22 protein-coding genes and 1 pseudogene are annotated in these 26,002 nt (G+C 52.0%); 9 read left to right on the forward strand and 14 right to left on the reverse strand.

Annotation, left to right across the window (positions count from 1 at the left end):
* Window positions 1-25 precede the first annotated feature (25 nt).
* From tnpB to EYZ66_RS04855, 3 genes and pseudogenes are all read right to left on the reverse strand, one after another.
* Window positions 26-361: an IS66 family insertion sequence element accessory protein TnpB gene (tnpB, locus tag EYZ66_RS04845; RefSeq protein WP_009576859.1), complete on the reverse strand. Its 336-nt coding sequence runs from the start codon at window positions 359-361 to the stop codon at window positions 26-28.
* A complete protein-coding gene (locus EYZ66_RS04850; protein ID WP_160195549.1) occupies window positions 358-738 on the reverse strand; it encodes a transposase in 381 nt (126 codons plus the stop codon). The genes tnpB and EYZ66_RS04850 overlap by 4 nt, the downstream gene beginning before the upstream one ends.
* 368 nt (window positions 739-1,106) lie before the next feature.
* Window positions 1,107-1,262: pseudogene (locus tag EYZ66_RS04855) on the reverse strand (transposase domain-containing protein); the annotation flags it as partial.
* Window positions 1,263-1,404: 142 nt separating this feature from the next.
* Between EYZ66_RS04855 and EYZ66_RS04860 the strand changes: the two are divergent.
* Both EYZ66_RS04860 and EYZ66_RS04865 read left to right on the forward strand, forming a co-directional pair.
* A complete protein-coding gene (locus tag EYZ66_RS04860; RefSeq protein ID WP_158027024.1) occupies window positions 1,405-2,103 on the forward strand; it encodes a thioredoxin domain-containing protein in 699 nt (232 codons plus the stop codon).
* Window positions 2,096-4,213 (forward strand): diguanylate cyclase, encoded by a 2,118-nt coding sequence (locus EYZ66_RS04865; protein WP_009577203.1) that lies wholly within the window; start codon window positions 2,096-2,098, stop codon window positions 4,211-4,213. Before EYZ66_RS04860 ends, EYZ66_RS04865 begins: the two co-directional genes overlap by 8 nt.
* A gap of 35 nt (window positions 4,214-4,248) precedes the next feature.
* On the opposite strand, the gene EYZ66_RS04870 is transcribed toward EYZ66_RS04865, so the two are convergent.
* The gene (locus EYZ66_RS04870; protein WP_009577204.1) at window positions 4,249-5,019 is read right to left on the reverse strand and encodes an SDR family NAD(P)-dependent oxidoreductase; all 771 of its coding nucleotides are present in this window, start codon (window positions 5,017-5,019) and stop codon (window positions 4,249-4,251) included.
* Between the two features lie 152 nt (window positions 5,020-5,171).
* Between EYZ66_RS04870 and EYZ66_RS04875 the strand changes: the two genes are divergently transcribed.
* Complete coding sequence (locus EYZ66_RS04875; protein WP_009577205.1) at window positions 5,172-5,942, forward strand: glucose 1-dehydrogenase; 771 nt, start codon at window positions 5,172-5,174, stop codon at window positions 5,940-5,942.
* A gap of 46 nt (window positions 5,943-5,988) precedes the next feature.
* Here EYZ66_RS04875 and EYZ66_RS04880 read toward each other — a convergent pair whose 3' ends face one another.
* Genes EYZ66_RS04880 through EYZ66_RS04890 form a run of 3 tightly spaced genes read right to left on the reverse strand, consistent with a single transcriptional unit; the run spans window position 5,989 to window position 9,634 of the window.
* Window positions 5,989-6,915, reverse strand: coding sequence for a 2-hydroxyacid dehydrogenase (locus EYZ66_RS04880; RefSeq protein ID WP_009577206.1), 927 nt, complete (start codon window positions 6,913-6,915; stop codon window positions 5,989-5,991).
* Between the two features lie 2 nt (window positions 6,916-6,917).
* A complete protein-coding gene (locus EYZ66_RS04885) occupies window positions 6,918-8,081 on the reverse strand; it encodes an L-lactate dehydrogenase (protein WP_009577207.1) in 1,164 nt (387 codons plus the stop codon).
* 8 nt (window positions 8,082-8,089) lie between these two features.
* Complete coding sequence (locus tag EYZ66_RS04890; RefSeq protein ID WP_009577208.1) at window positions 8,090-9,634, reverse strand: acetolactate synthase large subunit; 1,545 nt, start codon at window positions 9,632-9,634, stop codon at window positions 8,090-8,092.
* A gap of 135 nt (window positions 9,635-9,769) precedes the next feature.
* Between EYZ66_RS04890 and ilvD the strand changes: the two genes are divergently transcribed.
* Complete coding sequence (ilvD, locus tag EYZ66_RS04895) at window positions 9,770-11,614, forward strand: dihydroxy-acid dehydratase (RefSeq protein WP_009577209.1); 1,845 nt, start codon at window positions 9,770-9,772, stop codon at window positions 11,612-11,614.
* Window positions 11,615-11,623: 9 nt separating this feature from the next.
* Window positions 11,624-13,216 carry an alkaline phosphatase D family protein gene (locus EYZ66_RS04900; RefSeq protein ID WP_040817907.1) on the forward strand — a complete coding sequence of 531 codons (1,593 nt, stop codon included), beginning with the start codon at window positions 11,624-11,626 and terminating at the stop codon, window positions 13,214-13,216.
* Between the two features lie 5 nt (window positions 13,217-13,221).
* On the opposite strand, the gene mnmH is transcribed toward EYZ66_RS04900, so the two are convergent.
* Both mnmH and selD read right to left on the reverse strand, forming a co-directional pair.
* The gene (gene mnmH, locus EYZ66_RS04905; RefSeq protein WP_009577211.1) at window positions 13,222-14,325 is read right to left on the reverse strand and encodes a tRNA 2-selenouridine(34) synthase MnmH; all 1,104 of its coding nucleotides are present in this window, start codon (window positions 14,323-14,325) and stop codon (window positions 13,222-13,224) included.
* A complete protein-coding gene (selD, locus tag EYZ66_RS04910; RefSeq protein WP_009577212.1) occupies window positions 14,325-15,377 on the reverse strand; it encodes a selenide, water dikinase SelD in 1,053 nt (350 codons plus the stop codon). Before selD ends, mnmH begins: the two co-directional genes overlap by 1 nt.
* 189 nt (window positions 15,378-15,566) lie before the next feature.
* Here selD and EYZ66_RS04915 point away from each other — a divergent pair, with 189 nt between their 5' ends.
* From EYZ66_RS04915 to EYZ66_RS04930, 4 genes are all read left to right on the forward strand, one after another.
* Window positions 15,567-19,400: a beta strand repeat-containing protein gene (locus EYZ66_RS04915; protein WP_009577213.1), complete on the forward strand. Its 3,834-nt coding sequence runs from the start codon at window positions 15,567-15,569 to the stop codon at window positions 19,398-19,400.
* Between the two features lie 86 nt (window positions 19,401-19,486).
* Window positions 19,487-20,380 (forward strand): hypothetical protein, encoded by an 894-nt coding sequence (locus EYZ66_RS04920; protein WP_160195609.1) that lies wholly within the window; start codon window positions 19,487-19,489, stop codon window positions 20,378-20,380.
* Window positions 20,377-20,838, forward strand: a complete 462-nt coding sequence (gene rimI / locus EYZ66_RS04925; RefSeq protein WP_050793481.1) for a ribosomal protein S18-alanine N-acetyltransferase — start codon at window positions 20,377-20,379, stop codon at window positions 20,836-20,838. The genes EYZ66_RS04920 and rimI overlap by 4 nt, the downstream gene beginning before the upstream one ends.
* Window positions 20,835-21,245 (forward strand): hypothetical protein, encoded by a 411-nt coding sequence (locus EYZ66_RS04930; protein WP_009577145.1) that lies wholly within the window; start codon window positions 20,835-20,837, stop codon window positions 21,243-21,245. Before rimI ends, EYZ66_RS04930 begins: the two co-directional genes overlap by 4 nt.
* On the opposite strand, the gene EYZ66_RS04935 is transcribed toward EYZ66_RS04930, so the two are convergent.
* The 5 genes from EYZ66_RS04935 to rsxB are packed head-to-tail and all read right to left on the reverse strand — an operon-like array spanning window position 21,235 to window position 26,002.
* On the reverse strand, window positions 21,235-21,942 hold the full coding sequence (locus EYZ66_RS04935) for an electron transport complex subunit E (protein ID WP_009577146.1): 708 nt from the start codon (window positions 21,940-21,942) through the stop codon (window positions 21,235-21,237). The genes EYZ66_RS04930 and EYZ66_RS04935 overlap by 11 nt on opposite strands.
* Complete coding sequence (rsxG, locus tag EYZ66_RS04940) at window positions 21,932-22,663, reverse strand: electron transport complex subunit RsxG (RefSeq protein WP_009577147.1); 732 nt, start codon at window positions 22,661-22,663, stop codon at window positions 21,932-21,934. Before rsxG ends, EYZ66_RS04935 begins: the two co-directional genes overlap by 11 nt.
* Window positions 22,660-23,688 carry an electron transport complex subunit RsxD gene (gene rsxD, locus EYZ66_RS04945; RefSeq protein WP_009577148.1) on the reverse strand — a complete coding sequence of 343 codons (1,029 nt, stop codon included), beginning with the start codon at window positions 23,686-23,688 and terminating at the stop codon, window positions 22,660-22,662. The genes rsxG and rsxD overlap by 4 nt, the downstream gene beginning before the upstream one ends.
* Complete coding sequence (gene rsxC, locus EYZ66_RS04950; protein ID WP_009577149.1) at window positions 23,685-25,409, reverse strand: electron transport complex subunit RsxC; 1,725 nt, start codon at window positions 25,407-25,409, stop codon at window positions 23,685-23,687. The genes rsxD and rsxC overlap by 4 nt, the downstream gene beginning before the upstream one ends.
* A complete protein-coding gene (gene rsxB / locus EYZ66_RS04955) occupies window positions 25,406-26,002 on the reverse strand; it encodes an electron transport complex subunit RsxB (RefSeq protein WP_009577150.1) in 597 nt (198 codons plus the stop codon). Before rsxB ends, rsxC begins: the two co-directional genes overlap by 4 nt.

Genomic DNA, 26,002 nt, shown 5'->3' on the forward strand with positions numbered 1-26,002 from the left:
AATTCAGCCGATAATTTGCTCTGATTCACACCCGATCAAAGGCGTGTATTTTACTGGCGTATTGCCAGGGTAATCCCACCATTAAAGACGCCAGCTGCTCTTGATCAAGCGCTATCGCAGCACCTTCGCGTAAGCGAGACCAGACGAATTTGCCTTGGTGCAACCGACGGGCCGCCAGCCAAACGCCGAAGGCGTCAATGATGAGTACCTTGACACGATTACCTCGTTTGTTGGCGAATACATAAGCGGTGTGCGGCGTTGCTTTACCGAACTGCTTAATGACGCGAGCGAGTGCCGTATCGGGTCCTGCTCTCATGTCCATGGGTTCGCGTGACAGCCAAACCTCGTTGACCTCGATCATGACAGGAGTTGCCGGATCCAGACCACTGAGCTTTGAATCTCCTCCAGCGGCCAGTCTATGTTTAGGCAATGCTCCTTAATTTGCAGGTTCAATCGCACGGTACGTTTAGATGACGCAGCTTGCGTGGAAACTGTTGTGTCCATTGATGCTGGCACAGAAGTCACAGGTGGCGGCAGACGTACAAATTCTGAGGGCTTGTTCTGTCGCGCTAGGTGGCGCCATTTATGCACTAGGTTGTGATTTAGCCCGTACTTCATGGCGACCGCTGCGACAGACTGATCGCCCGCTTCGCACTCACGTAAGACCTTCTGCTTAAACTCTGGCGCGTAGCGCCGGCGTTCCTTAGCACGCTTAGCGCGTATGACTTTGTATTCCATAATAGGTGCCCACTTAATAATAGGTGGGCACCTACGTTACCTTAATTCGAACCTATGGCTAGGTGGGTTGGCCGGACGCTTACGCAGGTAAACCAAAGCATCGCTTTGGTAGGGGCGAACGACCGCACATGGATGTGCGGGCTGGGGCTTATCAAGAATTGTGGTGCTTGGCCATGGATGGCAGCGCTGAATCATCTTAGTGGCATTGAAAAGCGCGTGCGGCGAGCCTGCGAACGCCCGAGCGATACCACGCGAGCGGCCGGGCAAGCGAAGCTTGGCGCCAGGCTTCTAAATAAGAAAGGGTCACCCGTTGGGTGGCCCTTTTTTAGTTTGAGCTTCGAGTCAGTGTAAGCGTCCGGCCAACCCACCTAGACGCGTGATTTCCAGTTATGAGGCAACAAGCCCCCAAGATCCGATTGCTTAGCTGTCGGTAAACGCTCCGTCACGTCTTTCAAGTACCGATGCGGATCAAGCCCGTTGATCTTCGCTGATTGAACCAAGGTCATGATGTTGGCCGGACGCTTACACTCAGTCCTTTCCCCGATTACTTGAATTTCAAAGACGGTTAGACCGTTAGATTACGCCAATACGTCGACTTGCATGAGGTAGTGGTATTTGACATGATGGCAGGTGTGATGATTGGTTGTTGTAAGATGCATGTTTGAAATGAGCCTCGGCGACTCGTTACCTAACGTAACGCTAAGCTATAAGCACAAAGAAATTAGACTCCACGATGTCATTACGGGGCATTGGAGTCTTGTGATGTACGTCGAAGGGGCTTGCCTAACGGTCTCCCTGCAGGGCTTGAGAAACCAACTACGAGACGACCCCAGTTTTCTGCCGCCCTATGCGCGCATATTGGGGTTGTGTGAGACACCCTTCAGCGAGCTTGGCGCGAAAGAGCGAGCGTTGGTTCGCGAGCTACAGGACATAGGTCCGTTTTCGTTCTTCGCTGATCAGCGCATGCGCTCTGTGTTCGGCTTTGGAATGCATCAGGGTATTCGAAATACGTCTGCAAGTGGTGATTGTGCAGCGAACACGCAAAACCGAGTGTTTTGGGTGGTGACGCCAGATAGGCGAATTCAGGCGGTTTGGAATTTTCCGTTAATCATAGATGCTAACTTTGTCGAGTTTGGTCGTGTTATCCGTGCGCTCAAAACGACGTACGGGCTGCCGCTTGCTACGCCCGCCAATTGGACTGACGGTGCAGACCTTTTAATCCTGCCGAGTTTGTCCGACACAGAGGCGCAACAACGGTATGGGCGCTTTAAAAAAGTCTTGAGTTATTTCCGTCAAGTGCCTGTCGATCAAGTTCTTAAAGCACGAACACCAAAGAACGACGCTCAGAATTCGGTCGATGAATAAATTACGTGCTCAGCTCCAAATCGTCGGTTTTTGTCTTTTGTTGGGTTTAGCGCTTGGACACGGAACCTTTGTGTATGATTTTTTTCAGCGTACAGCAGAGGTCGAGCAAGATGCAGCACAACGTGTACAAAACGAGTTAGAGGATGGCGCTGAGGGCTATCGGCGCTTTGTTTACGACGCGTCTCGCCACGGCCATCTGATTGCGGAAATGCCAATGGTTAAGCGCTTATTAGTGCCCAATGGCGGTTCGACTGCCGACGATGTGGCTTTGGCATTGGATCGATTCGCCGATATCTATGGTCGCTATCTACAGGTGCGTGTATTGGACTCAGAGGGTGTAGAGATAATCCGATTTGACCGGCCCGACAAAAGTAAACCTGCATTTCGGAGTTATGACTTGCAAGACAAATCAAGTCGCCCCTACGTTGTTGCAGCGCAGAGCTTGCCCCGTTTTCACAGCTATGTATCTGAAATCTCGGCCAATATGGAGCGTGGTCAGATCGTTGTGCCACACGTGCCGACTTTCCGGTCCGTCGTGCCGGTGGATGACGGTGAAAAGACGGTGGGCTTTGTCGTTCTGAATGCCCGAGTCGGTGACATTTTGGCGTCGGTAGCGGCCGAGTTATTGCCGTTTCTCAGTAATTATGAGGTGATTTTTTACGTAGGTGAAAAGCAGTTTTGGCAGCTTAAAAATGGACAGTGGAATTGGGACACCTCCACGAGTGTTCAGTCCTGGGTAAATCAGCAAAATGCACAACTGTTTAGTGCGGAGGTTGCCATGCGGAACCAAGCGCCGATTACCGATCAGATAGTAAAAGGGGCCCAGAGCCCGTTTCAGATTTATGACTTTGATCAGAGGCGGCAACTGCACACCAATTTTGTTGATAAAATGTACGTGAAGCTGAGTGTTCCACACGCTGAATGGGAAAGCCACGTCGCCCGTGAACTAGAGAAAGAAAATGTAGGGGCTTACCTAACAATTATTGCATTCAGTTCCCTAGTTAGCTTGTTAGTGTCGGGACTTGTGCTGGTTTATGTGAATCAACAAAAAGCAAGAAATCAACGCTTAGCAGAAGCTAAACGTTTGGCGCAAACTGATCACTTAACCGGTGTGTGGTCTAGGGCTGGGTTTGAAGAAGGTCTTGAAGCTTTGAGGGCTCGGCTTGGAAGTGACGTCCGGCATTTGGGGATTTGTTTGCTCGACGTGGATCATTTCAAACATATCAATGATACCTGGGGTCATGCAACAGGCGATACTGTCCTTCGAGAGTTGGCCAAAGTTGTGAAGCGCGAGTTGCGAGATTATGATTTGTTGGCTCGCTGGGGCGGAGAAGAATTCGTCATCATGCTGGAAGGGGTTTCATCGCAGGTAGCCAAAAACGTTGCCGAACGAATACGGCAAGCGGTAGCCAGCCATGTATTCTCAACTGAGTTGGGTCAATCGGTAGATGTCACGATATCGATGGGTGTGACCTTAATGTCAAAAGGATCGTTAGACCAAGCACTTGAAAGAGCCGATAACGCGATGTACCTCGCGAAAACGGAAGGGCGAAATCAAGTGCGTTTGACGCTGTCCCAAGATTCGTCAAAAGAGGTTTTAAATATCGGCGATACCGTTCCCGATTACTTGCTGAAGACCGATGAAGGCGAGTTCTTGTTGTCGGATTATATGGGCGGTCGTTGGCTTATTTTATTCAGCCATCCGAAAGACTACACCCCAGTGTGTACCTCAGAGTTAGCCAAGATCGCTCAGATGAGCGATGTGTGGGATTCTTTGAATACCAAGCCCATCGCCTTGTCGCTCGATAGCATTGAGCAGCACGTGGGTTGGAAGCAGGATATTGCGAAAGTGGCTGGATGCGCGGTGAAGTTCCCACTGATTGCAGATACAGACTTGGATTTAGCGAAAGCCTTTAACATGATCCCGGCTCACGCTGTACTCGCAAACAATTGGACCGCCGACGATGTACAAACTGTGAGGGGTGTGTTTATTTTATCGCCCGATAAACGTTTGCGTTTATCCCTGCTGTATCCCATGTCAATCGGGCGAGACTTTAATGAAATTGTGCGTTTATTAAAGGCCTTGCAGTCACAAGACGCTGCACAGTAGAAAGGTTGCTTAGGCGCTTTGCGTGAACATGACTGCTAGATTCGAGCCGGTATTTTAAAGAATCGTCGCGTCCAGACCGACTGCAAAATAGGGTCTATCCAACGATATAGACGGCCGGAGACATACACTGATTTTCCTCTTTCTAGCGCTCGTATTCCCTCGCTCACGACCGTCGAAGCGTCATACCACAGCCACTTGGGCATTTTCTCTTTCATTTCAGACAGTCCAGCTGTTTCATGGAAGTCGGTGTGTGTATAGCCTGGGCACAGGGCCGAAACCTTCACACCATGAGGTGCTAGAGTCAATGCTAAGTCCTCGCTGAGTGCCACAATGTAAGCTTTTGAGGGGCCATAATTGCAGCCGCCTGAGCGAGGTATACGACCAGCGACGGAGGCGATATTAAGTATGTGCCCGTCTTTGTTCGCGATCATAGCCGGTGCGAATAAGTGGCAGAGATGCGCTACGGAGGTCATCATCAGCTGGTAAAAGCTTGCATGCTTATTCCAATCTCGTTCGGTAATCAGATCTTCGCCAGCCACCCCAGCATTGTTAACGAGCCAGCTTACGGTGATGTTTTCTGATTCGCAAAATTGATGGATTAGTGATGGAGCGTCTGGCTGTGTAAGGTCTGCCGCCATGACTTTTACATCGATACCATAGGTGCTACTTAACTCGTCGGCAATCTGCTTCAGTTTTTCACGCCGCCTTGCGATGAGTACGAGGTTCAACCCCTTAGCTGCCAGCTGTTTTGAGAATTCTGCACCTAAACCGGCGGATGCGCCGGTGATAACAGCGTAGTTGCTCATGATATGTCCTTCTACGTTGGGTTTATTGTAGTTTCCCTGCAAAGCGGACTGCAGGCAAGAGGGTTCTTGGTCTTTAAACCGACCACTTTAGACCTTTGGTTTGGAGTACTACGAGGATACACTCTGGTGATTAATAATAAAGGAGCGTTGCAATGCGTTTAGAAGGAAAAGTGGCTTTGGTGACGGGTGGTGGCAGTGGTTTAGGCCGAGCGATGTGCTTGCGCTTTGCCCAAGAGGGAGCATTTGTGCTTGTCACGGATATTAACGCTGAGGCAGCGCAAGAGACAGTCGATCAGGGGGCGGGGCTGCCTGGAAAGTTGATTGCTAAGTATCAAGATGTGTGCGATGAGTCGGCATGGGCGGAAACGGTCGCGTTTGCCGAGGCGGAATTAGGGCCCCTCGATATATTAGTGAATAATGCGGGTATCGCGGTAACAGCCTCGGTAGAGCACGAAACCCTAGAGGGTTGGCGTAAAACACAAGCGGTTAATCTGGATGCCGTATTCATGGGCACCCAAGCCGGAATTTTGGCGATGAAAGGCCGCGGTGGATCTATTATTAATTTGTCCTCGATTGAGGGGATAATCGGTGATCCTCTGACCTGTGCTTACAATGCAAGTAAGGGTGGCGTTCGTATCTTCACCAAATCAGCAGCATTGTGGTGCTGCCGCGAAAACTATGGTGTTCGCGTCAACTCCATTCACCCAGGGTTTATAGAAACGCCGATGGTCATTAACGCGATTGCAGCGATGTCAGAAGAGGATCGACAAAGTGTTGAAGCGCAGCTGCAGATGGCGATTCCCATGGGTGAAATGGGGCGGCCTGAGGACATTGCTAACGCTGCGTTGTTTTTAGCGAGCGATGAGTCGCGTTATATGACCGGTTCAGAGCTCGTTGTGGATGGTGGTTATACCGCCCGTTAGCCTATTGTTATGTGTTTTCGTTGTGAGCCCATGGGGCTCACGTTCACTAAATAACTCGATTATTCAATGCACCCGTCGCCAAGTACTGTGCAGCGTTATCGATGGCTTGTTTAACAATAGCCGCGCGACACTCCGGCGTGGCGCCACCTATGTGAGCCGTTAGCGTGACATGCGGGTTGCTTAATAGCTCGGGGTGTACTTGCGGTTCATTCTCGAATACATCTAATCCGGCACCGCCTAGGTGACCGCTGTTTAAGGCATCGACCAAATCTTGTTCGTTTGTGAGCGGGCCCCGTCCTGTATTAATGATGAAAGCGCCTTGCTTCATCAAGGCCAAGCTGTCGGCATTAATGCAATGCCGAGTGGCATCTGTTAAGGGACAGTGCAAGGAGATTACATCGGACTTTGCGAGTAGCCCTTCGAGGGTCGGCTCGAACTGAATGTCGAGCTCTTGCTCAAGCGCAGGCTTTTGGTTTGGTCCGTGGTAACAAAGTTTCAGTCCGAAAGCTTGAGCGCGTCTCGCCATAGCCGAGCCAATGGCGCCCGCGCCGATAATCCCAAGTGTTTTTCCTCGCGGAGTTACGCCCATGATACTGCCCGCTGTAGCCCAGTCGTTTTGGCGCAGAAAGTATTCGCTATAGCTTGCTTTACGCATGGTGGCCAACAGCAAACCAAATGCTAGATCTGCAGTATCGTCAGCTACAATCGGGGTGTTGGTAACGGCAATGCCTCGTTGTTTGGCAGCTTCAAGATCAATTTTATCGACCCCAGCACCGATGTTCGAGATTAGTCGAATAGAATCCGGAAGACCGGCAATAGCTTTAGCACCTAAGTCATCGAAGGCCGTAGAGATTACGACAGTCGCCTCAGTCGTATTGCTAGACTCAGCGATGGGTACACAGGTTCCTAGCTGCTCGAATGGGGCTAGCATGTGACCCTGAATAATATCGCTGACAAGAATAGTTGGTTTCATGATTAAGCCCTAGCTTTGAGCACGCGGTGGTCTATGTCTTGGCTCTGAGTGATGCCCGTAAGCGCCATGGATATTTCAATTTCAGCCTTAAATGTGGCTAAAAGATCTGTAATGGCGCGCTGACCTCCCGCCGCTAGGGCGTACACCCAAGAGCGACCAATGAGGGTAAAGTCTGCACCTAAAGCATAAGCTTTAAAGATGTCTTGTCCACTGCGGATGCCGCCGTCCAAAATGACAGTTGTCGCGTCACCGACCGCGGATTTGATGTCTGAAACTACGTTTATTGTGGCATCCACGCAATCCAGTTGTCGGCCACCATGGTTTGATACAACGATTCCATCAGCGCCCACTTGGACCGCCTGTTTGGCGTCTTCTTCGGTCAAAATTCCCTTAATGATGAGCTTACCTGGCCAAATACTGCGCAACCATTCGATATCTTTCCAGGTGACAGTTGAATCGACTTGCTGAGTGATCCAGGCTTGAAAATCGTCTGGGCGACTGGCGTTGGGAACGTATTCCTCTAGATTACCAAAGGTGTGGGGTTTACCCCCTAGGCCTACCGATTTTATCCAGCTAGGTTTACTGGCAAGATTCAGAGCGGTGCGTAGGCGTCCTCCGAGTGAGGTCCCACCACTTAAACCATTACGTTTATCGCGATAACGAGCGCCCAAGACCGCAAGGTCTACCGTAAATACGAGTGTATCGACGCCGACATTTTGGGCGCGCTGCAGCATTTGCTGTACGGCCCCGCGGTCCCTCAGCATATACAGCTGAAACCAGAAGGATTTATCAGAGACCTGGGCCACTTCCTCCAAGGAACAGATCGCTACCGTCGATAAAACAAACGGGATGTTAAGAGCATCGGACGCTGCCTTGGCTTGAAGCTCACCGCGCGCGCCGAACATACCGCCCATACCAATGGGGGCCAAGCCAGCAGGCATGGAATAGGTAGTCCCGAAGAGTTCGACGCTCGTATCGACCGAAGATACATCCTTTAAAACGGTTTGTTTCAAGGTGATGTCTTGATAGGCCGAGACGTTAGCTCGCAATGTGGTTTCGGAGTAGGAGCCTCCGTCGAGATAATCGAATAGAAAGCGTGGCACCTTTCGCTCAGCAATGCGGCGATAGTCCTCGGTCGAGGCGGGTACTAGGTTTAACGAACTCATAGATCCTCCTACAGGATGATTTCGATTAAGCGTGGGCCACGCTCAGCCATTGCCGCGGCAAATGCATCGTCTAGCTCTTGCACTTGGGTCACTTTTTGAGCCTTTATGCCCATGCCTGTAGCGATCTCGGTCCATTGAATGGTTGGGTTGCTTAAATCCAACAGCGATAGTGCAGTTGGGCCGGGATTGTCTATGCCTACGCGTTGTAGCTCGATATTAAGAATTGCGTATGAACTGTTGTTCAGAAGCAGTACGGTGATATCGAGATTTTCACGTGCCATGGTCCACAAAGCTTGTACGGTATACATCGCCGAGCCATCGGCCTGCAGGGCAATCACCTTGCGGTCAGGGCAAGCAAGCGCTGCGCCAATCGATAGAGGGAGACCCTGACCGATAGAGCCGCCGGTCAAGGTCAGCCAATCGTGTTTGGCCGCACCTGGCGTCATGGCGTAAACAAATAAACCGTTGGTCGCTCCTTCATCGGAGACAATCGTGCCCTCGGGCATTCGGTTGGCCATAATTTTGCCAAGCTCCAGTGCATTCGCCGGACCCTGTTCAAGTTCGAAGGTGTTGCGCTCCTGAAATAGAGTCGGTTCTGCAGGGCAGCCGAGTTCATCCGCAAGTCGAGTGAGTGCATCGAGGGCGTCGGTATTGACGTCTGCCAGCTGCACTAGATTTGCGCCCTCGGGCGATAACCAGCTGGGCTTTTCGGGATAGGCAAAAAAGGACACAGGCGGTTTGGTGCCAATAAAGACAATATTCTCTAACTCTTTGAGGAAATCCTGAGCCTGCTCCCCGAAGTAGGGTAAGCGCTCGACGGCGACGCGGCCCTCGCCACGTTCATGGCGAGCGTAGAAAGTTTCGGTAATGATTCTTGCGCCCGTCGCTTCCGCAATGCGACCCGCTTGAACGAGTGCGTCCTCTCTTAATGCTCGGCCACCTAGCATAATGGCTTTACCGCCCGCATTTGAGAGTGCCTCAGTCGCTTGTGTAATCAGCTCATCGCTGGCTTTTGGCGATTCAGCGAGCGTTGGGATGCTTGGTGTCGCCTGACTTTCTTCCCATGCATGGTTGGCGGGCGCAATAAATGAGCAGACTTTGCCCGGGTATTCTTGTGATCTAGCCCACCCCTCTAGGCCAGTGGCAGCCAAATCATCCGCTGATGATGAAACGCCAATCCATGCTGAGACAGGGCTTGCAAAACCTTGGATATCGGCCGTGAGTGGCGCGTCGTACTGCAAATGGTAGGTGGCGTGATCGCCTATCATGTTTAGGATTGGCGAATGCGCGCGGCGAGCGTTGTGCAAGTTTGAGCTCGCATTGGCAAAGCCTGGGCCCAAATGGAGCAGAGTCAGCGCAGGTTTGCCGGCCATACGGCCGTAGCCATCGGCTGCGCCAGAGACAACCCCCTCGTACAAGCACAGTACAGCACGCATGCGAGGCTGTTGATCAATGGCGGCAACGAGTTGCATTTCTGAGGTGCCAGGATTGGCGAAACACAGCTCCACACCAGCGTCTGCCAACGAGTTGATTAACGATTCTGCGCCATTCATGGCTCTGTCCTTATGTAGTTATGAAACTTGAACTCTACTCTATTGCAAAGTCAATTGCACAAACTGTCGGATACGCGACAGTTGCGCCAGATTTTGTTGCTTAACATCGATACAAACGATAACGGGAACACAGCTATGACTCTGCGATCATCAAAAATCATTAACGGCCCTCTCGGTGCGGGCGTTCGCGCTTTGTATCGAGCCAGTGGTGTGAAAGGCTCAGATTTCGGTAAGCCTATTATTGCGGTAGCCAACAGTTTTACCGAGTTTGTACCGGGTCATGTGCACCTGAATGGCGTTGGACGAATCGTGTGTGATGCCATATGGGAAGCGGGGGGTATACCCCGGGAATTTAATACGATCGCGATCGATGACGGGATCGCGATGGGACACGATGGGATGCTGTATTCGTTGCCTTCCCGCGACATGATTGCCGACAGTATTGAGTACATGGTTAACGCACATTGTGCTGATGCGCTGATTTGCATTTCGAATTGCGACAAAATTACTCCGGGAATGTTAATGGCGGGATTGCGATTGAATATCCCTGTGATTTTTGTCTCGGGTGGACCTATGGAAGCTGGGCGCATTCAGGTCAAGGGTAAAACGCGCCGTATGGACGCGACTGATACGGTCATCGCTGCGCTTGACGTCACTCATTTAGATGGGCAAGTGCAAGCGGTTGAAGAAAACGCATGCCCTACTTGTGGTTCTTGTTCGGGCATGTTTACAGCGAATTCAATGAACTGTCTGGCTGAGGCTTTGGGACTTGCCCTGCCGGGCAATGGTTCAATGTTGGCGACTCACGAAGACCGTAAACGTTTGTTTATCGATGCTGGCCATCGAGTTGTCGAGTTGGCAAAACGTTATTACGAGCAAGAGGACGCTTCTGTTCTACCTCGTGCCATTGCCACCCGAGAAGCCTTCATAAACGCAATGGCCATGGATATTGCGATGGGTGGATCAACGAACACTATTTTGCATTTACTGGCGATTGCCCATGAGGCTGAAGTTGATTTCACCATGGATGATATCGATGCGCTGTCTCGAAAAACACCGTTTCTGTGTAAGGTGGCTCCAGCGACATCCGATTATTTTATGGAAGATGTTCATAAAGCAGGCGGTGTGATGGGTATTTTGGGCGAGCTGGATCGAGCCGGATTGTTGGACACCTCGGTGCGTCACATCGTGAATGTGGATGTGACGTTAAAAGAAGTCTTGGCGCACTGGGATGTGCTGCAGACCTCAGATCAAAGTGTTTGGGATTGGTATCGCGCCGATGCCTCGGGAGTTACGGGAACACAAGCGTATTCTCACGCGACGCGGTCTCAGCTTGATCTTGATCGGGTTTCTGGATGTCTGCGCAACATAGAGCATGCGCATAGTACTGAAGGTGGCTTGGCGGTGTTAAAAGGCAATATCGCGGCGGATGGGTGTATCGTGAAAACGGGCTCAGTACCCGAGCATATGTTAGTGTTTGAAGGGCGCGCTCGAGTCTTTGACGATCAAGACCTGGCCATTCAGGCGATCATGAATGATGAAATCGTGGCCGGTGATTGTGTAGTGATTCGCTATGAGGGACCGAAAGGCGGGCCCGGAATGCAGGAAATGCTGATGCCAACCACCATCTTGAAAGGTAAAGGGCTCGCGAGTTCTTGTGCGTTGATAACCGACGGCCGTTTTTCGGGTGCAACCTCAGGTTTGTCGATAGGGCATATCTCGCCGGAGGCGGCTGCGGGCGGGGACTTGGCGCTCGTTCGCGAAGGGGATACGATCCGAATTGACATTCCTAATCGCAGCATCGCCGCAATGGTAGATAGTACTACACTTGACGCCCGCCGCGCTGAAGAGCAAGCTCGCGTGCGTCCATTCTCGCCCGTTGATGCAAGAGCCAGACGGGTAAGCAAGGCCTTGCGAGCCTATGCAATGTTTGCCGCATCGGCTGATTTGGGCGGGGTCAAAGTCGTACCAGAGCAATAAGGAGCTGCCGTGATTAAACGTCGTTCGTTACTCAAACGGTTGGGACTCGCAGCAGTCCTCAACCCCTTGATGAAGGTTGCAAGGTCGAGAGCAGAAAGCGAGCCGTTTAATCATATCTTGTGTACCTGCAGTGACTCACAAATAGCGGTGACCCTATCGACTCATGCGGTAATGGAAAGTCCCCGATTGCATTGCGGAGGGGAGCAGGCCGCGGGTCACCGGGTCGATTCCCAGGGCAAGCACTGGCGTTTTCTGGTGAGTGATTTGCAAGCGGCCACAGAATATTCTTTGCAGGTTTACGATGGTGCTAATGAGATTGGCGAAGCGTGGCCATTGCAGACATTTCCCGCGCCCGATGCGCTACCCGACCAATTTAAATTGTTAAGTTACACCTGTGCGGGTGGCGGTGATGGCTTCGGTTTTATGGGGCGTCAGTATTTTAAGCCGCTCGAGTTTAAGCGACGCTTATTGGCTTCAGCGCTAGCGGAAGAACCAGACGCAGCTCTGGCGATTGGGGATCATATTTATTGGGATTTGCGAGGCCAAGGTATCCCCCAGATTGGCCGTAAAAAACCCCTGTTGAAATGGGGCTTAGGGCATTATCTCAGGTGGAAATTTGGCGAGTTTGATCGATCAGCCGAAATGATAGGCACCGACAATGAAGTTGTCCTGAAGGCCATCGGGCAAGAGCAAATTGCGTCGCTGTATGGAACGGATTTTAAGTCGGTGCCACTGTTCTTCATAGGCGATGATCACGATTATTTTGAGAACGATGACGCCGAGAGAGATTTGGTAACCTTCCCTGCTGATGCCTTCTCTAAGCTTGCAGCCAAAGCGATGGCTGATTTGTATTATCCGGCCTTGTTGGACGGTCCTGCGGAAGGAGGCGGTCGTCTCGCCGGCAGGTTGCGCTACGGTCGACTTTTCGACGGGATACTCTTGGATTGTGCCGGTGGTCTGACGCTCGGTGGGGAAGCACGGTTGGTACCTGCTGCCATTGAGGAATGGGCGATCGAAACGTGCGGAGAATCTTCGGCGTCGCATTTTGCATTTATCCCGTCGCATCCATTGGGTTATACCGCAGGTAAGTGGCGTGAGTGGTATCCCGATGTGGTTGCAGAGGAAGGTGACCAGACGGTTTCTAACGAGCTGCTTGGCGAAACCAAGGGCTCTTTGGGGTTAAACGCAGATAAATACCTGTGGCAGAGTGGCTGGTGGGCTCAACATCAACGCCTGCTGGCCGCGCTGGCCGCAAGAGGAGGGTCTCGGTTTATGGTGTCAGGCGATATTCACGCGTTGGCAGCGGAGCGCATTACTCAAAGCGGCGATCTTGATCTTTCTGATCGTCCCGTGACGTCGCTTTTGTCGGGGCCTGTGAGCAGTTCGGATGGAACTTGGCCATCCGCGGCTCGGGGCGTACAAGCTGCAGTTCCCGCCTGGCTTAAGGCAGAGACGCTAGTGCCTGTCACAGAGGTGAATAGTTACACCATCATCGAGATAACAAAGGACTCGGTGAGTATGCATTTGCGAGATTGCGGTGGATACGATCGCAGCTTAAATGAGACTGGTGAAGTCTTACGCAGTACGACCATTAATGCCTAGGGTGCTCAGTGCATACCTAAGTGCTGAGCCAGCGTGTTTCGGTCACCAGAGAGCGCAACACGATTCTCACGTTTGCTAAGCTGATAGTCGTACATGGGGTCATAGTAGTCGGTCAGCAAAAAGCGTATCCATTGTTTGTGTGCTTCTGGGTTGCCTTGTCGATGCTGGTCTAATGCCCTGGCCATGAGCCTGGTAAGTTCTGCGTAACGCACTCCGCCTAGGCGTTTGCGGATGGAATAAGCTGAGCGCTCCAGTGATTCCGCGAAGGCCGTAAAGGCCAATTCATGTTCCTGGAGTTGGACTTCCCATTCTTCTAGATTGCTCAGGATATAAGCGTGGTAAGAATGATCAACTCGCTCGTCTAGTGGGGCTTCTAAGACCCACAGCGGGGCTTGTTGCATCTGTTTCAACAAAGGTGCAGGGATGGCGCAGCGGCCAATCAGCTGGCTTTCGTCTTCTAAAACTAAGGTTTTTCGATTGCTTGCCTCGTGTTTTAGTAAAGCAATAGCTAATGCGCTCTCAAAGCTAATTTGAGTCGGTTGCGGACTGGGGCGGCGTCCGAAGGCACTGCCTCGATGGTGGGCTAAACCCTCCAAATCGATCGAGCCTAAAGGCGAGTGGTTTGGCATTTGGTTTAGCAATACGGTTTTAGCAACGCCCGTTCGCCCCGCAATAACGACAATGTTTTGATGCTCTGAGATCCTAACAAGCTCGTTGATCAACCAGGTTCGCATTGCCTTGTAACCACCCACTACCAAGGGGTAATCAATGCCGCTTTCGTACAACCACTGCTGGGTAATGTGCGAGCGCATGCCGCCCCGAAAGCAAAACAAGGCGCCGTCTGGATTTGCATGCGCAAAGTCCCCCCAAGCGGTAATGCGTTCATCTTTGACAGACCCGCTCACTAACTTGTGCCCCAGGGCGACGGCCGATTCTTGGCCCTTTTGCTTATATTCTGTGCCAACGGCGGCGCGTTCATCGTCTGTCATTAGGGGTAAATTGACCGCCGAGGGAAATGAACCCCTGTTGAATTCAATCGGAGCACGTGTGTCAATTAAAGGCGTATCATTTAAAAATAGGTCCCTAAAGTTGGTGATTTTGGCGGGCATTAGCGCACCAAAATCCGCGGTGTATCGCCTGTTGAGGCCATCATTTTGCCAAAGTGTTTGTGGGGCAAGCCGTGTTGCTGCAATAAATCTTCAAGCTCAGCGCTATATTGGGGGGCTACGCTAATTAAAATGCCGCCGCTGGTTTGGGGGTCAAACACAATGGCATCCTGCTCAGGTGCTGATGTGATTATCTGCTCGCCGCAGGCTTGCCGGTTTCTGTGCGTGCCGCCCGGTAGGCAGTTTTCTTGGATGTAATGACGAACGTTGGGAAGCAGAGGAAGACTGTTGTAGTCTACCTCGGCGCGAAGGCCAGCTGCCTGGCAAAGCTCCAATAGGTGGCCGCCTAAGCCGAAACCCGTGACGTCTGTCATTGCGTGAATGTAGGCAAGTTTAGATAGGTGCGCGCCAATGCGATTGAGCTGGCACATGGTTTCGGTCGCGCGGTGGGTATCTTCGGCAAGCAGGGCCCCCTTTTTTTCTGCTGTGGTCAGTAAGCCAATACCTAGGGGTTTGGTAAGATAAAGTAGGTCTCCGGCTTGGGCTTGTGCATTTGTTTTTAAATCTGCTATTGGCACGATGCCAGTGACCGCCAGTCCAAAAATGGGTTCGGGAGCGTCGATACTGTGGCCGCCGGCAAGCGGTATGCCAGCGTCACTACACACTTTGCGGCCACCTGCGATCACATCAGCGGCGAGTTCGGGCGGGAGCTTGTCCAGCGGCCACCCTAAAATTGCAATGGCCATTAGCGGCGTACCGCCCATCGCGTAGATGTCGCTCATTGCGTTGGTTGCTGCTATGCGACCGAAATCGAAGGCGTCGTCGACAATTGGCATAAAAAAATCTGTGGTGCTGAGAATGGCTTGACCATTGCCAATGTCCATGGCGGCGGCATCGTCTTTGTGATCATTGCCTACCAATAGATTTGGGTGACTAATTCCAGCCCCGCGTTGCGCGCTCGCTTTTAAGATTTTATCGAGTACGTCTGGAGCAATTTTGCAGCCGCATCCTGCCCCGTGGCTGTACTGCGTGAGTCTGACTTTTTCTTTATCCACCTTGCGTTCCTTGCGGCAATTCACCTCATCATACCGCGATCTTGATATCGGTAAAGGGTTTAAAGATTTGTGACCGTTTTGTATGGAATGTGCGGTACGCATTTAGACTAAAACCGTGATAGTCTATGTTAACTTGACAGTAAGACTATGCGGCGAAGCACCGCATTTGGCGTGATAAGGGATCCCAACATGACGAGCACCCAAACGAAACTGACTTTTGCTAAGCGTATTTTAGGCACATTAACCACTCTGGTTCTTGTTGCCTGCGGTGGCGGAGGTGGCGGTGCTGGCTCAGGTGGCGGCTTTTTGCCCGATAACAATGGAACGCCCACGCCGTCTTACACGCTGACGGTATCAGGTAAGAATGCTGGCGGTACCACAACTAACGAGTTCTCGGCCTCCAGTCCCCTGACAATTGAGGTCCTGGTAGAAGACACGTCAACCAATACCGCGTCGGTTGTGTCTGGGGCCGTGGTTGAGTTGCAATCCACTGTTGGAACAATTACCCCTGCGAACGCCTCGGCGTTGACTAATGCTGCTGGTATTGCCGAATTTACCTTGGGGTTTAATCAAGAAGAGGGCGCGGGAACAGTCACCGCCAGCTATGTAGTAGATGGAACAACCTACAGCGGCACGTTTAATGTTCAGTCAATCATCGAGCCCTCGAATGAGCCCGTCATCACACTGAGCCTTGCGGCCACGAACAGCACTGGCGATACGGTAACAACCCTGTCACAACGCTCTCCAGCAACGTTGACGGCATCTTTCTTATCTACCCTCGACGGTGTGGCGACACCCATCAGCGGCGAGCTAGTAACGATTAATACAAATGTAGGTGATGTTAGCCCTAGTAACAATACGGCGCTGACCGATGCCAATGGCGATGCGGTTTTCACCGTCTCTTTTAATGGCACTGAAGGTGCTGGCTCGGTCGGTGTTACTGCGTCCTTGGACGGCGTGGCGTACACGGATACGTTAAATTTACAAGCGGCAGCAACAAATATGAACTACCAGTTGGCGCTATATCAATCGGATGGTGTGACCCCGTTGAATGGCGCCAGCTTTACGGCAGACAGCCCACTGAGTTTTGTTGCTACATTGGAGGATGTTAGCACGGGAGTTGCGGTGCCGGTCAAAAGCGAATTGGTGCTTGCGAACGCTACTATTGGTAATTTGAGCCAGGCGAGTGCTCTAACCGATTTAGCGGGAGAGGCGAGATTTACGCTAAATGCAGGGGGCGTTATCGGTGCGGGCGTTGTCTCGGCCAGCTTTGAGACCCCCCTTGGTGCAGTAACGACCCAGGCTAACGTGGCGGTTACGTCAAACGCGGCTGTAAGTTATACCATCAATATTACCAATGGGAGTAACGGTTGGGTATTCAGTGATGCGAATCCTCTGACTTTGGACGTAACGGTGTCGGCTACGGATGCATCTGATTTGTCGGGTTTGCTTGTTACACTTACTACTGATCTTGGCCTTGTGGTAGGGAATGGTAGTGCGATTCTTCAGGAAGTTTCTGGCGTGTATACAGCTCGTTTCACCGTGAATTATGCCAATGTGGTGGGTGCAGGTACATTGACGGCCTCTTTTAGTAGCGCCCAGGAAACCTACATAGATACTCAGTCCGTTGAGACCATTGCTGCAGAAGCCTATAGATTGACTATTATCCAAGACGTTACGATAGTGACCCCGGGAAGTCCCATGACATTAATCGTACGGTTGGATGACGCAGATGGAGCCTCAAAATCAAATCAAACGGTTAGCCTGAATAGCACAATTGGTGCGTTGTCCCGAAGTACTGGCGTGACGGACTCAGCGGGTGAGACTGAGTTTTTGTTGAGCTATGATGGTGCTTCTGGTGATGGTCTAGTCACTGCGACTTACACTGAGAACGGCAATACCTATACCCAGAGCTTACGTGTTGTGATAGCCGGTGCTCCTTACAAACTCTCTGACGTCACATTCTCAGATTTCAACACCAACCCGATTGCTGATGCAATTATTTCATCAACTGATCCATATCGCAAAATTACAGCGAGAGTTACTTTGACTGATTTAGGCGGAAATGCACTGGCAAATCGCTTGATTCAGTTTGTGAGTGCAAAAGGCCAACTTAGCCCGACCGATGGCTACGTATTGACTGATGCAACAGGCGTTGCAGAGATAACCATAGCCTACACCGATGACATAATCTCAGGCATTGGCGAGCTGAGTGCAAGTTATGTTTCGGCTCTGGGTGCCGTATCGGTAGTGGCTGATGTACAAGCGGTTGCACCTAATTTGTTGATAGGAACGATTGATGGCATCAACTTTACTGAGGCGGATCTTGCATCAACCCCAGCTTCGGGTAGTTTGGTGAACCAGGGTTCCGCGGTGTTGCAATTGGATATCGTAAATTCGGATTTGGATATTACCAATGCGAGTGATGCGGATCGGATCAAGTCAGCCCAGGTTGTGGCCTTCAGTTCGTACTGCTTGGATAACGGTTTAGCGACGCTATCCCCTGCGAGTCCGATCACGACCAGCTCAGGTCAGTTAAGCGCGACCTACACGGCAGGTGCTGGTTGTACTGGTGATGACGAGGTGCTTGCTACGCTGCAGTTTGGTGGCAGCGCGACTGCTCAGACTGCATCGCAAGTACTGACCATTGCCGCGGCCGTCGAAGCTGTGTCGATTGAGGCCGTCGATGTGACTCCCACAACGCTGGCCATCGCTGGTACGGGCGCCTTGAGTAACGTGTCTGAAACGGCGGTGGCGCAATTCCGTGTGGTGGATGGCAACGGCGCACCGGTACAGGGTGAGACGGTCAACTTCTCTTTGTCGTCTACTGTAGGTGGACTGGCGTTGAACGCAGCATCTGCTGTCAGTGGCGCCGATGGTTTACTGAGTGTCACATTGAATTCAGGCAATGTACCTACAAGTACGGTGATTACGGCTGAGCTCGATTCGACCGCCCAGCTCGCTTCTTCCGCCGTTGTGACGGTATCGACTGCAATTCCTGATCAAAATTCATTTACGATTTTTTCAGATAACTTGTCGGTGTCACAGGCATACCCCGCAGTGAACCAAACATCGAATATCTCGGTCCGTTTGGCTGATCGTTACAATAATGTGGTGCCCGATGGTTCGGTTGTATACTTTACGACGGAATACGGCGCCATCGACGCAAGCTGCTCTATCGTAGCGGGTGAGTGCTCGGTGGTGTGGCGTTCACAAGCACCCAAACCCATCGGTAGCAACTTATCAACAGTGGACTGTCCCGATTACGATAACGATGGGGATGGAGTCGCCAACAACGATGATGTTGGTACCTTCGATCCTTGTCCCACCTCGAGTCTAACAGGTATAGAACAGGGCTCTCGAACCACAATACTAGCGACAACCACAGGTGAAGAAAGCTTTTTGGATGTGGATGGCGATGGTTTGATGAGTGATTTCCTGAATGAATTCATCGATGCTCAGCATGATCTTGGCGAGCCTTATTTGGACGCGAACGAGGATGGTGCTTACCAGATCAATGAATTCTTCGTGGATGACGATAGCTCCGGTTCTCGTGAAGACGGAGACAATCTCTACACCGGTATCGGCTGTACCGCGGCGACCTTGAACAGTGGCGAGTGCACCGGAACGACCTTGTCTGTGTTTGATAATATCGCGCTGGTGCTATCACCTTCGGACAATCTTTATATTGCATTAGTTGACATAGGTGCGACACCTGACTCGTCGGTATTGGTTGAACCCGGAGTCGACACTGTAGCGGCAGGTAGTTATGTAGCGTACTTCTCTGATCAATATAACAACCAGCCGGCGAATGGTGCGACCATCACGGTAAGCGCAACGGGAGATTGCTCGATCGTATCACCGACGACATTCACCGTGCCAAACAATAACGCTGCAAACGCCTACCGAATCGGTATCGAGATTGCGTCAGTGGCGGCAACGGCGGGTGCTGATACTGTGAGTGTCTCGATTGCTAACCCCGGTGCGGCGGCGGTGACCCAGACCTTCACTTGTATCCCCTAGGTATTGATAGATTTACTGTAAGCCGAGCTTAGTGCTCGGCTTTTTTATAGGGCGAAAGTTTCTGGATCTGTGGTAGCATCTGCGGCATGACGACACTGCACCCACAACAAGAATTTCAAAAGCTTGCCTATCTTGAGGCGCTGGGTATTCAGCCGTTGGTCTTGGTGCGCCAGCCCGCATGCGGTGCGATACTGCCCAGAGCTGTGCCCCTGGCTAGCAAATCTGGGTCAGCGACCACTATCGCTTCTGCGGCGTCACCGGAGGCTAAGAAGTCGCACGAAGGGGAGAGGTCTGTTGAGGTTGGCAACCCTACTGCCAGCTTAGCAGCCGTGCGGGAGTCGCTGATGGGGACCCAAAATCAATTTGAGTCTCGACCTTCACCGAAGCCTGAGTTGGCAGCCCAGCGGCCACGAGCAGAAACGACGTCCTCGATGGTGGTGCCACAGACAAGCGACCAAGTTGTCGAGGCAGAGGACTCGTCGTTCAGTGAAAATCCCAGTGCCAGTGCCAGTGCCAGTGCCAGTGCCAGTGCTGAAGAAACCGTTTTGCCCTCTAAATTCACGGCGCTCGTTTATGCGCATGCAGACGTTACCTTAGTGGCGGTGGGCGCACAATTGCAGGCTCAACACTGGGCACTGTCAAAGAATATCAGTTTAGCTTGCCATGCCGCGAATTCGGTTCAGTCGGATACGTCAGCCTTACCCAGCGTACTGGAATTTCATTGGCCGATGCCGGGCGTATCCGCCAACGAATCTAATGCGGCTAAATCCGCTTTTGCTGGCTTTTTAAGCAAGCATACGGCTCAGAGTGATACCCGAGTCTTGTTGCTTGGTGATTTAAGCCAACAACTTGCCCAAGTGTTTGTTCAGCATGCCGCAGATAAGCAGATCTTGATAGGCCCTAGTCTAGACGCCATGATGACGGATCAGTCCCTTAAGCGTTCGTTGTGGCAAGACTTGATCGCTAACGGATTTGCGTGAGCGTGATTTTGGTTCAAGCGGGTCTGTCGGATCTAGAGGCTCTGGCAAATCTTGCGAGAGAGTGTGGCGAGTCGCGCTGGACCGAGGAAACGTTTTACCCCGGTTGCAGAGGTGACGAAAACGAAATTGTGCTGGTGCTGAAAGAAGCCTCGGAGATTATCGCCTACGCCGTCATGGCCAAAGAGTACGATAGCTGTGCGCTCTATAACATTGGCGTCAGCCCCCTGAAACGCAGGCAGGGCCTCGCGGCGCGTCTGCTGTTAGAAGGACTGGCTTGGGGGCAAAATCAAGACTGCGATCGCTGTTTGCTGGAAGTGCGAGCGTCCAACGCAGGTGCCATACGTCTTTACGAAGGGCTAGGCTTTGTTCACGATGGCCTGCGAAAGCGCTATTATCCCAACCCCGACGGTAGCCGCGAAGATGCGGTGCTCATGTCAAAGCATTTGGAGACACAATGAGAGTACTTGAAACGCAGTGGTGGCGTCTTGGCTTGCCCGATGAATGGAATGCCGAACAAGACGACGAAAGTATTCTGATTACCGACCGAGATGAGGTGGGTACCATCGAGATTAGTCACTTAATAGCTGAGCCGGGCGAAGCGCAACTGAGTATTGAAGAGCTGGCTAAGTTGAACGCCGAGCATGATAACTTAGAGTGGAGTAGCTGTTGTTGCGGCGATTTTGATGGGGTGGAAACTGTGTACCTGGAGGATGGCGCTGCGATTCGCGAGTGGTGGTTGCGTGCTCAAAGTTTAACTTTGTTTGTGACCTACGTCTGCGATGAAGAGAACCGAGGTCTTGATGACGCCATAGTCGACGAGATCTTAGACGGTCTAGAGCTGGTTGTTGAGTCGCTTAACGAATAACGCCGGTCACGCGAGCGCGTTTGCTACCTGCTTCGATCGCGCCTTGTTTGGTTTGTTTATCGGCAAAATGCTGGTCTAGCCTATTTTTGAGGGCGATAAGTAAGCCCGTAAAAATAAACGCGCCCGGTGGTAATACTGCTAACAAAAAGGGCTCGTAGTCTTCAAAAACGACCCAACGCCAAGTTGCCGCTTGGGGTCCGAACAACAATTGCATATCTGCGAAGAGGATACCTGTGCCTAACAGCTCTCGAATCGCGCCCAACACAACTAATACCAGGGCAAAACCGAATCCCATCATCAAGCCATCGTAGGCTGCAGGTAATAAGGCATTTTTACTGGCAAATGCCTCGGCTCGTCCGAGAATAGCGCAGTTCGTCGTAATCAGTGGTAAAAAGATGCCCAGAACCTCATAAAGTTCGAAGCTGTACGCTTGCATCAATAACTCAGTGCAAGTAACAGCCGAGGCGATAATGAGCACGAAGACCGGCAGTCGAATGGCATTACTGACGATGTTACGAACCAGTGATACCGATAGGTTGGAGACGACTAACACGAATAACGTCGCCAGACCTAGGCCAAGTGCATTTGCGATAGTGGTGCTGACCGCCAGCAGAGGACATAAACCCAGCAGTTGAACGAGCGCGGGATTGTTGCTCCACAGGCCCTTAAGTGTAAGGTCTTTAAGGTCACTCCGCATAGGTGGCTCCTTTGATCGGGTTTGTTGGAGCGCCCAGTTGGCTTATGAGTTTTTCCCTTATCGAATCTTCAGTCAGTGTGATATCGCTCAGGACGTCAGGTAAGGGCGACCCGAACAAAATCTGATAGTTATCCTGGGCGTAGATCAATGTACTGTACACCCCGCGGATCACGGCACGAGGTGTGATGGTGGCTCCGGTAAATTGATCGAAAGAGCCGCCGTCTTTTTTTACGGTCCAAGCGTTTACCTGCGTGTTCGACAGCGATTTGCCCAAAAAGCCGTCAATCCAGGGTGATTTGTTGCGTTGTATTTTATCGCCAAGCCCGGGCGTTTCTTTATGGGCCAGGACTCTTACGCCGGTAATGGCCAGTGTGTTATCGACACCGACCAGTAACTCGATGTCGCCGCTGTATCCCTCGGGTGTTCGGATTGGAATGATGACCCCTACCACCATTCCATTGCTGAGGGCGCGCAGGATTTTTGTTCCCGGAGCAATGAACCGAGTGCCAGTGGCGCTAGAGACCTCGAAGCTCTCATCGAGAATGGGGTCGAGGTAATAGTCGGGAGGCATAACTTCAGCCAGTGCTTGCGCTCTGGCTTTGGCTTTGGCTTGAGCGATGGGTTCCGCGGTTTTCGCTTGAGTGAAGGCTAGAACGAACGCACAAATAGCCGCGAAGACCGCCAAGGCCACACCATGCTGAATAACCGACCGAGCCATCATTTTTCACTGTCCCGCGCTTGTTGCCCGTAGGGCTTAGGTTGAGTGTAGTAGTCGATGAAGGGCGCTGCAAAATTCATCAGTAATACCGCAAACGCTACTGCATCAGGGTAAGAACCCCAGACACGAATGCAGTAAACGAGCAGCCCCACCAGTGCGCCAAAAATTAAGCGACCTAAATTAGATGTCGCGCCAGAAACCGGGTCCGTGATGATAAAAAACGCGCCCAACATGGTGGCACCGCTTAACCAGTGGAATAATGGCGAGCCACCGCTCGCGGAAGACCCTCCGTCGTAGAATAAGGCGCTCATCAATCCAAGGGTAGAGAGCATTCCCACCGGCGCATGCCAGTTAAAGATTTTTTGCTGCAAAAGCCACAAACCGCCGGCGAGAAACGCCAAGTTAATCCACTCCCACCCGACGCCCGAGAAACGACCAAATTGTGGATATTGTTGCCAAAGCGCGCTCACCATAAGACCGTCATTTTGTCTCATGAGGTCCAAAGGTGTCGCCATGGTGACAGCGTCGTAGGTCTCTGAACCCATGGCGGCTAGAACACTATCCCAAATCCCTGGGGTGGTAGCCAGTGAGCTCGGCGCGGTCCACTGTGTCATATGGACAGGAAACGAAATAAGCAGCACGACGTAACCGACCATAGCGGGATTGAACGGGTTATGTCCTAGACCGCCAAACACATGTTTGGCCAGACCAATGGCTGCTATCGTACCAATCGCGATTAACCACCAGGGTGAGTAGGGCGGTAGGGCAAGTGCCAGTAATACAGCGGTTACCGCTGCGCTGTAGTCTCTGAGAGACCGTATGACTGGGCGATCGCGCATGCTCAGACATAACGACTCGCATACGACGGCACTCACGCAGGCGATGAGAATATTGGTGAATACACCGGGCCCAAAAAAATGCGCCATGGCGATAATGCCCGGCACCAAGGCCAGCAACACTCGGAGCATGATTTCTTCGGTGGATCGAGCAGTACGTAGGTGCGGTGACGACACTTGCTGCAGCATCATTCTGGGCGCTCCTGTGTCTGTTCTTGCTTAGCCTTCTCGCTTGCCAAGAGGCGCTCCAGGCGTTGAACACTAGCGGAAAGAGCGGTGAGTACTTTTTCCTCTTTCCCACTGACGTGCGCCTGCTCTAAACCAAATTTTGCGCGTTCGAGCTTAGCTGTGAGTTCTTCAATTTTACTGTGCAGTGAATTGGGTTCGCCGTTTTGCTGCAGTCGAGTTTTTTTGGCTTTCGCTCTCTCTATTGCAGCCTGAACCGGGTCTGCCTCGCCAGCAAAGCGAGAGTCTTGCTCTGCCTTGGCTTTCGCCTCGGCTTTACGCGCAGCACGCGTTGCTTCACGCTCCGCAGCGTCTCTCTCTAAACGCGCCAGACGCGCTTCAAAGCGAGTTTTGGCGATGTCCGCTTGACGCTGTTCGATCGACTTTTCTTTGATCTCGGCTTTCGCGGCTCGGTAAAATTGGACCAAAGGTAAAGCACTTGGGCAGACGTACGCGCACGCGCCGCACTCGATACAGTCAGCTAAATTATGGGCGTCTAGTTGCTCATGGTTTTGGCTTTTAGCATACCAATAGAGCTGTTGTGGCAGCAGCGACGCGGGGCAGACGTCGGCGCAGTGCCCGCATCGAATACAGGGTTGGCTCTGAGTGTCGCTTGCGAGCTCAGTTTTGCTGGGTGCTAAAATGCAGTTTGTTGTTTTGACAATGGGCACCCTCAGATCGGGTAAAGTAAAGCCCATGAGAGGCCCACCCATAATGACTTTTTGGCTTTGTTCTCGGGTGTAGCCCCCGTGCTGCAAAAGGTGTTCGACGGGTGTTCCAAGTCGCACCTCGTAGTTGCCTTTGCCGGTAATACATTCACCCGTGAGTGTCGTGATGCGTGATATTAGGGGTTGCCCATGCAAGACCGCTTGCGCAATCGCTGTGGCGGTTGCGACATTCTGGCACACGATGCCAAGGTCAGCTGGAATACCGTCTCGGGGCACTTGCTTGCCCGTCAGTAGCTCTATGAGTTGTTTTTCACCGCCCGATGGATACATGGTAGGAACGCTTATCACCCTCCAGTCTCGATGTTCGCAGGCAGAGCGAACGGCCTCGGTAGCCTCAGGTTTATTGTCTTCTATGCCGATGAGCACTCTCTGCGCGCCAGTGATGTGCTGCAAGATGTTAATGCCTTGCTCTAACAAATCACTTCGCTCGCGCATCAGTCGATCGTCAGCCGTGATATACGGTTCGCATTCCACACCGTTAATGATGAGCGTATCTATGTGGTCACTATTTAGCTTGTAAGCGCTAGGGAAGCCCGCTCCGCCAAGGCCGGCAATACCATGGTCGCGTATGAGTCCCAGTAGTTTAGTCCTCTCGTAGGTCTGCCAGTTCGGGTGAGGTGTGATCGCTACTGCCTCGTCGTGCCCGTCTGTCTCAATGACGATACAGGTATCACTCAGGCCCGATGGGTGAGCCACTATCCGCGGTTCAATGGCGACAACATAGCCCGAACTCGAAGCGTGGACGGCGGCGCTCAATGGGCCGTCGGCGTGGGCAATAAGTTCACCTTTCCGCACTCGTTGGCCAACATTAACCGCCGGTTTAGCGGGTGCGCCGATGTGCTGTGAGACGGGTAGAATCAAATAGGATGGCAGAGGTGCCGCTTGAATCGCGGAAGTATTCGATTCGCTTTTGCGTTCTTCAGGGTGTATGCCGCCGTGAAAACTGTAGATTGCGTTCATACAGCATTACCATGGAGTTTATCTGTGGCGATTATTGATGTCTGCTGTGGCAATGGCCATGACCAGTTTTGCAGTGTTGTGGGTAGTTCGATCATGTCGATGCAATCCACAGGGCAGGGTTCGACGCAAAGGTCACACCCAGTACATTCGCTGGCAATGACCGTGTGCATAAGCTTTGCGGCGCCGAGAATAGCATCGACGGGACAAGCCTGAATACACTTGGTGCAGCCGATGCACTCGTCTTCGTGAATGTAGGCCACAGTTTTTGGTTTTTCAACGCCGTGTTCGGCATCGAGTGGCAGCGCTTCAAGATTCAGCAAATCAGCCAGTTGATGGATCGTGGCTTCACCACCTGGCGGACATTTGTTGATCGCCTCACCGGCTACAATGGCCTCCGCGTAAGGGCGGCAACCGGGGTAGCTGCATTGCCCACATTGAGTTTGAGGCAGCAATGCATTGACCTGATCGACCACGGGGTTACCTTCGGTCTTGAACTTGATTGCAGCAAATCCCAGTAACGCTCCGAAACCTCCGCCTAGGGCTAACAGCGCCGCGATGGCCCACCATACGTTGTTGAGTGACGCGCTGTCCAT

This window comes from Aequoribacter fuscus (assembly GCF_009910365.1).
Lineage (GTDB): Bacteria > Pseudomonadota > Gammaproteobacteria > Pseudomonadales > Halieaceae > Aequoribacter > Aequoribacter fuscus.